The organism is Paenibacillus allorhizoplanae, assembly GCF_927798215.1.
In the GTDB taxonomy this organism is placed as follows: domain Bacteria; phylum Bacillota; class Bacilli; order Paenibacillales; family NBRC-103111; genus Paenibacillus_E; species Paenibacillus_E allorhizoplanae.
In genome coordinates this window covers 111,184-123,775 of the sequence record NZ_CAKMMW010000019.1, presented here as the reverse complement: position 1 = coordinate 123,775, position 12,592 = coordinate 111,184, and the positions used below count along the sequence as shown (strand labels likewise).

Here is a 12,592-nt window from a genome sequence, read left to right as displayed (position 1 = left end):
CATCTTCTTATTTAACAATACCCAGCTTATGCAGCAGGTTATAGAACACAATGGCAGCTTCCGCACGCGTTGCAACAGCTTGAGGACGATAAGATCCGTCTGGATTGCCGCTTAATAAGCCGGCGGCCGTCGCAAGACGAATCGATGCTTCTGCCCAAGAAGATACAGTAGCAGCGTCTGTGAATGTAAGTGTTGCAGCAGGCTTCACCGTTTGAGCCAGCTTCGTTAATGCCAGTGCTCGGCTGAGCATGACCGCCATCTGCTCACGCGAGATCGTCGCATTCGGCTGGAAGCTATGGTCTTCGAAGCCATCGACCAGACCTAATTCACTTGCTGCAAAGACTGCTGAGGCATACCAATCTTGTGCTACATCTGTGAATTTGGCTTGCGTACTCTTCGACGGTACAATCCCCATCGCTTTCACAAGCATCGTGGTAAACTCTGCACGTGTGACTGCACGATCTGGTGCGAACGTGCTGTCCGTCATGCCATTCAGAAGCAGCTTGGAAGCTAAGGCATCAATCGCAGACTGAGCCCAGTGCGTAAGCGGAACATCCATGAAACGAGCTTGATGGGAGACAATGGCATACACACTATTCCCATTTCTGCTAATTGTTGCTTCCATCCCATTCGCTTGCTGCTGGAAGGACGCAGGAACGAACGTCATGGCGCCTGTATTTTCGTCAATAACGACAACTGTAGCAGATGACAGGTCGCTAACGCTGTTCGCGAAGATGCTCCGAGTAATGAATAACGAGCCAAAATTATCAATCTCCGTTTGGTTGCCTCCACTAGACATGAGCAAGCGGAAGGATACTGGCATGCCGATGAGTGTTACTCCTTGCTGTTCGGCTGCTTTACGAACTTGGTTAGCTTGCTCCGCAGATACAGGTGTAATTGCTATATGCAAGCTAGCATCCCCAGCGTCTGTACCTAGTGCTTTTAGAATGGCAGAGTTAGATAGAATTCGGAGTGGGATCTCGTAAGAACCCGCTTCATTTTGCAGCGTAATTACGATATTGGCTAGTGCAACAGGATTAGCTGCGAGTGCTTTGGACAGCAGCGAACTTGGAATCACGACTTCATCCGTATCTTTCGTGCTGTATGACACTACAAGTTGCGTCCCTTGCTCTTTCGTCAATAGAAGCTCCAAAGCCTTCTTCATATCCGCTTCTTGAATGATGGCTTGACGTACGTCTTTCCCGTTGCTATAAGTGACGGTTAAGCGTTTGAAAGCCTCATCCGTCAATTCGATTTGATTGGCACTCTCAACTACGCTTGGCGCAGGTAGTGTAGCGCCAGGTGAGGATGAGCTAGTATCCCCTTGATCTACCGGGTCGACAGGGTCCACTGGATCTACTGGATCTACAGGGTCCACAGGATCTATTGGATCTACTGGATCTACTGGGTCCACAGGATCTACTGGATCTACTGGATCTACTGGATCTGGTTCCTCCCCTGTTTTATAAACTTTAATCGTATCGAAATACAGCGTTCCTTGGCCTATCGAACCTCGTGCTCCTTGATTCACATAAATGGAGAACTCTTTAATCGCATCCAAATTGATGACAGCGTCACCGCTAGAGCTCCATGGTGCTTTGGTAAACTTAGCAAATGGCAGCTTAATCACACTTGATTTATCATCATTGAGCTCGATATAAGACTCCCATGCTGAGCCGTCTGACTCTAGGAATTGTATCGTCAACTTGCGATTGGACGCGTCCTTTTTCAACCAGAAACGTATCCCTTCATACGCTCTCCAATCTAAAGCATCGAGCTTTTTATTCACGCCGGCGAAATTCTTCGATGCTGTTGGCAGGTCATATACATATTTGCCGCCGAAAGGTCCTGCTTCTTTCTGATCCGAGACCGGTGTTAACGTAACAGTTCCGCCGTCTTTGTTCGTGGAATATGCTCCGCCAGCAACGAGTTCTCCACCGCCATAATAGTCAAAATTATCAATCGTCGGCACTTGATCAATCGCGATGGAATCGATATAGATGGCATTCGATCCCAATTGCCCCGCACCCTTGTTTACGAAAATCGCGTAGGACGCAATTTCAGTACGATTGAGCTTGCCGTCCCCCTTCGACCAAGTTTGATTGCGTGCAAAACCACCAAACGGAATTTGAACAACACTTGCTTCCGTTGAAGTCATCATCGTCTGCGCTTCCCAAATATCCCCGTCACTTTCAGTAAATTGGAACGTAAGTCCATGTCCAACTGTATCTGACTTCAGCCAGAAGGATAGCGCGTTGCCACCACCCGCAATATTGAGCTTACCAAGCGTCCGTTTGACACCAGCATAGCCTTTGGCAGCTGTCAATGTATAGTTGAGTTTAAGCGCATGACCCCCTTCTTGTTTGATGATATTCTCTAGAGAAGCTGTGATCTCAGCGCCACCTTCATCTTTCACATAGTCCGCTCGAACACCAGCATCGGTTGAATAGAATTCGAAGTTATCGATCTCACGAAGCGAAGCCGCTTGAATATCGTCTAGATAAAGCGTTCCTGCACCATTTCCAATAGAACCTCTATCCACATAGACGGAAAATTCAGAAATAGATGCTAAATCGAGTTTCCCATCTACCGCTACCGATTGCCATCCTGCCAGATGGAAGGAACCGAAAGGTATCTTCATCAAGGTGCCATTCGTATGGTTGACATACGCCTTGGCTTCCCAATACTCACCGGTTGCGTCCTTTAATTGATACGTAACACCGCGTCCAGCTTCTCCTGCTTTCATCCATAGCTGGATCCCATTGTTGGCCGACCAATCCGCTCCTCCGATGGATTTGGTTACCCCCGCGTATCCTTTGGCAGCAGTCAGATCAAAGCTCAGCTTGAGACCAAATCCACCCGATTGTTTGGTATCAGCATCGAGTGTTGCCGTAATGGGATCCCCATCCGAGTTGCGTTTATATTGGGCTTGCAGCTTTGTATTGTCCCCGCCATAGTCTTCGTACGAATCAATAACTGGTGACTTATACAGGCGGAAATCATCGAAATAAACCGAACGTGTAACGTTGGCTGCTCCATCAATGTTGATACTAAATGTCGTAATGGACGAAAGATCCACCACATTGTTCCCCACACCAATATGCGAGTTCTTCCACCAGTCAGGCACATAAAATTGGTTAAACGGCAACTTAATTAGCTGCGGTTCACTGCCCGATACCCCAATATCTTTTTTCCAAACTTCACCTTTCGTGGCACTTCCTTCATTGAACTGAATGGATATACCTGTATAGGCTTCTGCAGGCTGTACCCAGAAAGAAATACCACTGCTGCCAGACCAATTGGTGTTCGTAATCTGCTTTTCCATGCCCCCCCAGCCCTTACTCAGCGATGAGGTTAAATTCAAGCTGTAATTCCCTTCGGATTTATGAACAGCATCCAAACTCAATGCAAGAGGTGAACCGGATGTATTCACGGTATAAGCACTCTTCAGCATGCTATCTGAGCCCGTATAGCTCTCAAAGTTCTCAATGATATCACTTTTCACATTGGTAGGTGGCTCTAACTTTTCTGAACCTACACCAATTTGGATGCGACCTACTTGTGGACTCCAATATTCGGAAGCGAAGTTCGCAGGAATAACGGGGAACACAATTTTCATATATTTCGTTCCCGCTGGCAACGTGTAGGCGGTATATACCATTCGGCTCCACCAACCCTCGCCTGGCACCTCATCTACACGAACTTGAGAAACACTCGAGTAATGCTCACCATCTGGCGATGTTAAAAAAGTGAAATTAGGCAGCCGGTACTTACTTGGCTCTTGTCTGGCGAAGCTCGTCATGACAAAATAATTCATATCCCCTGCTGTTTGGTACACGAATGATTCCGCAGTGTTAGCTGTACGTACGAGTCGTTTCAAATCGTTGCCAAAATAAGCACCTGCGGATTCGAATCCGAGGTTAGGCGAGTGGTCGGCCATTTTCAGCATATTATTCATTTCGTCTGTCAGTACGCCATTGGTGATTGCAACGCTTGAAATCGCATCTTTATAAATAAGCTCTTCACCGCTTGTATGGTTGTATACGATTTCAATATCGCCGAGCTGAGACTCTCCATCCCCTTCTGGGAAGGTTACTTTGAAGTACTTCGCATCCGCAGGCAGTGTGTTTGATTGATACACAGTTTGACGCCAATCGCCACCGCCAACATCCGATTTGTTTACCTGAAGCTCCGTGTAATTGGTTCCATTCGCAGAAATCCAAAATCTAAACTCACTATTCGGATGCCCCGTATGTCGGAATGCGGAAGCCTTCACGGATAAAGCTCGCAACGCACTCGAATTCGTTGGAGTCGAAGGCAACGCATAGGCTACGAATTGATCAACCGCATTCGGCTGCAATTTGAGTCGATAATGATCTCCTCCGAACAAAGCTGGATCTAGATCATCTGTGGTAAACTTCAAATCCGTTGAGAATTGATACATTTTACTATAGTCAATAAGTTCATCCTGAATGGCATGCTTCGCAATGACTGGACCTACTACTGGAGAGTATGTGGATTCACCAACGGTATTTCGTGCCTTCGTTCGATAGAAGTACGTAGCACCTGTCACAGAGGTCATATCGTCAAATAAATCTGTTTTGTAAGCGTCGTAGACCTGAGCTCCAACAATATCCCAAGGCCCATTCGCATATACGGAACGTTCTACAGTATAGGCCGTTGCACCAGTTGACCCCTTCCATCCGATACGGGAGACCGTATCAATCGGAAGCATAATCGGCGCTTCAGGTAGTGGTAGAGCTGGCTTTGAAGTAATCCCGCGAATCTCATAAGCTTTATCCCGTAACAGCCCCAATACGGATGATTCCTCAAAACCTTGCTCGCCTGCTGGGAAGCCTGGCCATTTATACGCTTCATAGAAAGTCCCGCCATAGGTGCCTTCCGTATGTCGGAAGAAGCCGCCATCCTCACTGTGATACCGTAGACTCCAGATCAAGGCACCGCTGGTACCGTTTTCAATCACATTGGCTAAGAAAGGGGTTAATTCACTTTTTGGAATGAATCCGAATTCCCCTACGTAGAAAGGCTTTTTCCCTTTGGCCAAATTCTTATCGATATTCACTTGAGAAGCAAAGCTAGCGTAATGGTTAGGATAATAATGGTTACTTACGATGTCGATAGGTGAGCTTTCCTCTAGCGAGCTGGCATCAATGCCATATTTACCATCAATCAGCAAGTGATTAGTATCGATATTTTTGATAAAAGCACCTATTTCAGTCGTCCATGCAGAGGATGGAGGTGTTAATTCATTCCCTGTCTCCCAAGCGAGAATGGCAGGATCGTCTTTATAAAGCTTGTTCGTTATGGTATTCCGACGATTCAATACATACGAGATCGTATCTTTAAAATCCTTCTTGATGTCCGGATCCGTCCAAAACGCATCCTTGCTCTTCCCACGAAACTTGGCATACTCACTAATTCCGCCCCACCACTCATATTGATCAACGAAAGGAATGATAAGACGAATGCCATACTCGTTGGCAAGTGCAAGCGCACGGTCTAGGGCGACAAACGCTTCTTCATTAAACTGATTAGGTCCAACAACATGGCGAATCATGCCAGGGTAATCGGTATCCTTTTTGACAGAAAGGACATAGGTTCTCGTTGCTGTTGCTCCCATTTGCTGCAAAGCTTTAAATGCATCTCGCTGCTCCCATTCTGTGGGAACCTGCCAATAACCGTCCTCAACCATCGTTAGCGTAGGCACATTTGCTCCAATAAAACGAAATTCGCTAGCGCCATCCATCAATTTATCACCTGATCGGGTAATAAAATGGGTTAACACTGAATTTGTTTCCGCTTTCATAATTGGCGTGCTTACAAATCCGCTCATGAGCAAAGACATCACTAACATAGCTACTACAAGCTTTGCACACATGCTTTTCAAACGCATACGTTTGCCCCCTCGTATCCTACATTTTGTATCATTTTAATTATAGGAGGGATGATCGGCGTTTGAAATGTACTGGCTTGGCATTTTATTGGACTCTATTGTCCTTCTATCGCTTTCCGTTAATTGGGCATTTGGGTGATCTGTGTTTGCTCTCTGTACATGCGAGGTGTGGTACCGACGACCTTTTTGAAAAGGCGATTAAAGTAAGCTGCATCGGGATAGCCCACGGCTTGCCCAACCTCATAAGTTTTCAATTCCAATTGATTAAGGAGCAGCTCCTTGGCTTTCGAAACGCGAAGATCCATTATGTATTCGGTGATCGTCATTCCTGTTTCTTTGCGGAAAAGAAAGCTGACATAGTTCGCTGTCAAATGCACTTTATTCGCCAGCTCTGATAATTCAATCTCACGATTGTAGGTTTGCTCGATAATTTTTTTGACTGTGCTCACCACTTTACGTTCATAAGCGCCTGGCTCCAGTTCCATATCCCCTAACAGACGATCCACCCTGTCAAAAATATCATCAAACACATCCTGCAAAACCTCGTGCTCGCATAGCTGTAGTTCTATCTCATTCGAGTCGGGTTGAGAAAGAAGCGACCGATTGGTCGCATCCGAAATACGCATTCGCAGCTGATATAATAAATAGCCAAGTACACGACATAAATCAGCCCAGTGAATCTGGATACGCTTCGATCTATGGTATAGCTGGTCTTTCAGTTTATTCAGCTCTTCACGGTCCATCCACTTGGAGGAATTCTGCAATAAGGAATCAATCAGAGATACCATCATTGTCATTTCAGAGCGATGGTAACTAGGTTCCGCATAGGGAATAAGACTGATCCTATCTATGTTATGCCAATGCAAGCAATAGGCAGAGATCGCTTCCGAGTATCCCCTCGGCCAGTCTTCGAAGCGTGAAATGACGGACGATATGCCTCGCAAATCAGCTTTATCTCCCCTTATCGTTTGTGCCAACGCCTCGACGTCACCTACGCCAAATACAATGAACAGCTGCAAATTAGGTGTTAGTGTGCATGTGATCATTTCAGGCATGGACGTGTCCATATGTGATCTCTGTGAAATGGTTGAGATCATCGTTTGCTTAGCTTTGCACACAACAAATACACAAGGTATGGCATGCCCGCTATAGGTCGAGAAGGATTCCCAGAGCACCTCTAGTTGATCTGCTTTCAACTCGCCTGCTAAATAGCTTTGTAACAACAAATCTGTCGTTTGCCCCTTGCGCATTCTTTCTTGAAGCCTATGATCCATCAGTTTCTGAAGAACTTGGTGAAGTTCCTTCTTATTCACGGGTTTGACTAAATAATCACTGACCCCTGACCGCAGCGCATTGCGCACATAATCAAATTGATTGTAGCCACTCAAGATAATGATGTTCGTATCCGGGTGAGTGAGTCTAACATGCTCTGCAAGCTCGAATCCATCCATTCTTGGCATTGAGATATCTGTGATGATTACATCTACGGCTTGCTTGCTCAGAAACTGAACAGCCTCCAAGCCATTTGCAAACGATCCCACTACGCTGACGTGAAGTTCCATATGCTCAATCATGCTTACGATGCCCAATCGAATTGCCTTCTCATCTTCAACAACCATGATGCGGATCATGTTCATCCCACCCTTGAGGGCATTCCAGCATACAACTCTGGTCCCCTTCATTCTATCATATAGACAAAAGCCATCATACGGATTTCCGCATGACGGCTTCAGTTGTGATCACAAACACTGAAGAAGCTTAATAAGCTTGAATATCATCCACATAGATCGTACTGCTGCCTGTTCCGCCTGAACCTTGATTCACATATAAATTAAACTCAGAAATTGAACCCAAATCCTTCGTCCCATTACCTCCTGAATACCAAGGCGGATGTTGGAAACCTGTGAACGGGAATTGGATCGTTCCACTAGTTGTACTAGAGAGCGTATACGTAGTTTCCCACGGCTCTCCGTTCGGCTCTTTGAACTGAATGGTTAAGGTACGATTCGATCCATCTGGCTTCAGCCACAATTGGATACCTGTTTTACCCGACCAGTTCTGACTTATGCTATGCACAACGCCTGCAAAGTTAGGCGTCCCCATCGTGTAGGCTAGCTTCAAGCCATATGAGCCTTGCGATTTATTCGTCCCGTCCAAAGTCGGTGTAATCGCGTTCCCATCCGTGTTACGTACATAAGCCGCAAGCACGCTCGGATTAGACCCACCGTAACTTTCATAATTATCGATGATAACCGTCGTTGGCGGTGGAGGTGTTGAGCCATTGCCTAGGCTAATGGAATCTACGTAGATCGTACCGCTGCCATCTGCACCTGATCCTTTATTGATGTACAGATTGCTTTCTGCGATGGAGCCCAAATCAATCACACCATTTCCTCCGCTATACCAGCCTGGGTGCTGGAAGTTCGTGAATGGAATGGACACCGTCGTTGCCGTCGTACCCGCAAGGGTATAATACGTTTCCCATAGTTCTCCGTTGGTTTCCTTGAACTGGATCGTTAACGTACGATTCGAAGCGTCTGGCTTCAACCACAGATTAAGGCTCGTGTTACCCGTCCAATTCGCATTGCCTAACGTATGCACGGCACCTGCATAACTGGTGGTTGTGTTGACGGTATAGACGATTTTGGCGCCATAGGCGCCTGCATCCTTCGTCGTTGCTTCACGAGTCATTGTGAACGTGTTGCCACTTGCGTTTTTCACATATGCGGCTTGCAATGCTGCATCTGAAGCATATCCATCGAAAGTATCAACAGTCGATGTTGGTGCTGGGAGTGCCACCGTCGTGAACGCGATTCCCGAATTGGTGGCATTCGTTGATCCGGTACTATTAACTGCGGTTACCTTCCAATAGTAGGTTTTGTTGTTAGCCAGCACACTCGAAGGTGTGTAACTTGTGCTCGTAAGCCCGCTCACATTGATAACAGGATTCGAATACGACGTATTATCTGCGACAACAATTGTATAGGTGGCTGCATTGGTAGCAGTTCCCCACGTAAACGATGGTATCACGTTTACACTTGTTGCTCCGCTTGCAGGAGCAGATTGCGTAAAGCTTCCAGGTGCTTGCAGCTGCGTGCCAGAAATTGCATACACCGTTGAATAAGCGCCTGCTATGCCAGATAAGTTATGTCCTTTGACCCTATACCAAGTTGCTGCACCTGCCGTGGAACCTGCATCGGTCCAAGGTGTTTGATTATCGGTGACGCATTGATTACATGCGACAGTCCATGGTCCACTGCTGCTTGCTGTGGAGCGTTCGACTGTGTATGTATCTGATGGCACAGAACCGCGCCAACTTAGCACATATTTACCACTGGAGGTTGTGGAACCGGTAATGGTAGGTGCACCAGGAATGCCATGTGCAGGAGGAGTTGTGATACCTCTCATTTTGTAAGCATGATTCCTCATTTGTTGTGCTTGTGTGCGCATGAATGTTGTGTCACCTGGATAGTGAACCGTATAGCCATCCGGATGCTGCACGTAGCCATAATTGTCGTTATGACCAAATAACGCCCAGTACATGTCACCTGCGATCACACTGTCATTCTCAATGGCCGTATGGAAGGCAGCCAAGGTGCCGAACTGCTCGCTTTTCCAATCATACTCGCCGACGAACATGACTTTACCAGCATTTCTAACTTTATTTGCTTGAGTTTGAAGGACTGGGACGGATAAGCCTTTATCACCCCAAGTATAGAAATGGTCTGAATACATGTCGATACTGGATATCGTCAAATGGGCATCGGCAATGCCGTAATTCCCATCCGCTACTAAGTGATGTGTATCCTGCTGCTTCAAGTAGTCAGCAATTTGCTGCGTCCAATTTTTCAATTGCGTCGGATTGTCATACCAGCCTAGCTCGTTCCCTGTTTCCCATGCAAGTATCGTAGGGTCATTCTTGTAAGCAACTCCCGTATAGGTGTTCACCCGATTTAACATGACGCTCAGATGTTGTTTGAAAGCTGTAATTATATTCGCATCACTGAAAAACTCGTACCCTGTATAAATGACGCCATCATCCGGATACCCGTACCATTTGGTCCATGTTTTCTTGCCACCATGGTAGTAATTATACATATCAATGACCGGTAGGATGAGTCGAATACCTTGATCTCCAGCGGCTTTGATGGCATAATCCACCTTCTGCCAAGCAGCCTCGTTGTAATTGCCAAGTGTGGGCATAATACATTTGGCACAACCAAATGAGTTGACCAAATGTGAGCGTACAACGGTAGCTCCCATTTCTTTGGCGGTTGCGAGTGCATCATCTACTCGGAAGTTCGTTGGAAAATCAATCGTACCATTCGTTGGTACATTCTCATCCAAGCCCAGCCAATAAATGTTCGCTGAGCTGAACCGAAATGGCTGTCCATCCAGCTGCAGCTGATTGCCCGATCGTGTTACATAGCCCGTCACAGCAGCCTCAGCCGCAGGCGGAGTATAGATCATCCCCCACAGCATTAAGAGCGGCAAAACCCAAGCCAGCAGGATTGATCTGCTCCTATTGCTTATTGAACCTGTGTACATCACTATCACCCCAGTCATCTTATTTCGAGGCACTGTAAGCGCCTACAAATTAAGTATACGCTGTTCAAACCGAGATTGAATTGGACTCAGCATCAAAAACTTGACCTTAAACTGGAATCTATGTGTTTGTTGATAACCGGCCTGCACTTGATCCCCCATCAACACAAAAAAACACCAGACCATGTCGGGTGCCTCACACTGGGTAGCCCCAGTCATTACTATGTGATTCTACTCGCCTAATGCTTCAATCTTCTTCTCGATTCGAGCTCCTGCTTCAAAGCTTTTTCCACTAGTTCGGCCATCATGTCGAATTTCTCAGCAACCGTGTAGGGTGACAAAGCCCCGCAGTGCGAACAACGCTGCGTATGGAGTTCTGTTGGTTTGGAGCATGATTTGCAAGTAATCATGAGAAGTTGTCCCCTTTGTGTAAATTAGATACATCTATTATACACATCTGGAGAGCAACACACACCTTTAGTTCGAACGGAAGGTTCGCGGTGAGCTTCCGTATTTCTGCTTAAACGCTCTCTCGAAATGCGTTAATGTGTTGAAGCCTGAGGCGAAGCAAATTTCAGTAATTGGAATGTCCGAGGCTTGCAGAAGTGATTTGGCAAATTGCAACCGTAGCCCTTGCAAGTAGATTTGGAACGAAATGCCGGTCATTTTGTGAAAAACGAGACTAAAATAATTCGGTGCCAATCCAGCTTGCTTGGCAGCATCCTCCAACCGAAGTTCTTCCCGAAAATGATGATGCATATAAACAAGCGCTCGCTGTAGCGTTGAGGACTGAGACGGCGTGGCCTGCCATTCAGGCTGATCATTACGTTCTTGGTAAGTTCGAAATAAATACAAAAGGATTCGCTCGAAAGCTCCTTTGATCAGAATAGAATGTCCTGGCTTCTTCATTTGAACCTCATCGCGTATCAGCTGAAACTCGGACTCTATAATCTCATGATGCGTCTCGTTCAGATCTACCATATATTCCGCAACTTGCCCAAACATGAACTCTCGTAGTTCTTGATCCAGCAATTCCTCATCAAACACTAGATTATACAGCTCCATGGGCTCATTCGGATACGAATAAATTTCATGGAAATCCGCGGGAGTTAATAGGAACAAACTGCCTTTCCGCAGCTCATGCTCTGTTCCATTCACAATATTCATACCTCTGCCTCGAACCACAAAACAAAGCTCATAGAATTCGTGCCAATGTAGTTCATGATGCGTATTAATATACTGAAAGTAAATTTGAAAGGAGGAGGCAGGTTGAATAAATTGTTCATTCGTAAGTCTAACAGGTTGCTTTTTCATCCAAGTCCTCCTCATTCCATGTTTCGTTTATCATAAGATTTCCATGAATGAAGCCTAAATCCCTTCTACTTTACGTTCGCATAAATATTTCCTGCTAAATCTTTACCACGAGCAAGCCAAACTTTGAAGTTTGGATTTTTATCCGCGTAGACCTTCGTATCCGTAGAGAAATAGCGCATCGTGTAGCCGCAGCGACGGAATTCGCTTTTGTTTGGATCCGCGCCATGAATAATTCGTGAATCATGCAAGGAGCATTGACCTCTTTGCAGTTCAAAATGAACAGCAGTCGATGTGTCCATATTTTTAATCTGCGTGCTAAAGAGATTCTTCTCACCGTCTACTTTCTCATATTCGGAGAACCCATTGTTGTGTGTGCCGGGAATAACTTGCATACACCCATTTTCCTTCGTGCTATTATCGATGGCTAACCAAATCGTAATGATATTATCGAAGTTACTAACGCGGCCCTTCCAATAAGCAGAATCCTCATGCCATGGCGTCGCTCGTCCAACGAACGGATCCTTGCATATAAAATGGGAAGACCACAAACCAATATTAGGTCCGATAATTGGCTCAACGAGATCCAATACTTCATCTGCTAAAAGAAATTGTAAAAGACGTTCTTCACGGAAATGCGGTGTGTCTAACTCATCTGATAGTTTACTGCCTTTTTGCTTCAGTTGATCTTCAAACAGCCCCGTTAATTCGGCTAATTTCTCTGGGGAGAATACTTGCTTCTCATAAAGAAAATACCCATTCTTTTTATAAAATGCGACTTCTTCTTGTGTTAATTTACTTGTTAATTTACTCATTGTAGCC

Annotated in this window: 6 protein-coding genes; all 6 read right to left on the bottom strand. The window is 45.9% G+C overall.

What is annotated here, in order from left to right; translation table 11 throughout:
* Positions 1–7: 7 nt before the first annotated feature.
* Positions 8–5,914, bottom strand: coding sequence for an S-layer homology domain-containing protein (locus L6I86_RS25430; protein WP_236291198.1), 5,907 nt, complete (start codon positions 5,912–5,914; stop codon positions 8–10).
* A 119-nt stretch (positions 5,915–6,033) separates the two neighbouring features.
* A complete protein-coding gene (locus L6I86_RS25425) occupies positions 6,034–7,545 on the bottom strand; it encodes a response regulator transcription factor (protein WP_236291197.1) in 1,512 nt (503 codons plus the stop codon).
* A 127-nt stretch (positions 7,546–7,672) separates the two neighbouring features.
* Positions 7,673–10,462: a carbohydrate binding domain-containing protein gene (locus L6I86_RS25420; protein WP_236291196.1), complete on the bottom strand. Its 2,790-nt coding sequence runs from the start codon at positions 10,460–10,462 to the stop codon at positions 7,673–7,675.
* A gap of 236 nt (positions 10,463–10,698) precedes the next feature.
* Entirely contained in the window at positions 10,699–10,869 is a 171-nt protein-coding gene (locus tag L6I86_RS25415) for a hypothetical protein (protein ID WP_157264736.1), read from the bottom strand.
* A 67-nt stretch (positions 10,870–10,936) separates the two neighbouring features.
* Positions 10,937–11,773 (bottom strand): helix-turn-helix domain-containing protein, encoded by an 837-nt coding sequence (locus L6I86_RS25410; RefSeq protein ID WP_236291195.1) that lies wholly within the window; start codon positions 11,771–11,773, stop codon positions 10,937–10,939.
* A 65-nt stretch (positions 11,774–11,838) separates the two neighbouring features.
* The gene (locus L6I86_RS25405) at positions 11,839–12,585 is read right to left on the bottom strand and encodes a phytanoyl-CoA dioxygenase family protein (RefSeq protein WP_236291194.1); all 747 of its coding nucleotides are present in this window, start codon (positions 12,583–12,585) and stop codon (positions 11,839–11,841) included.
* Positions 12,586–12,592 lie beyond the last annotated feature (7 nt).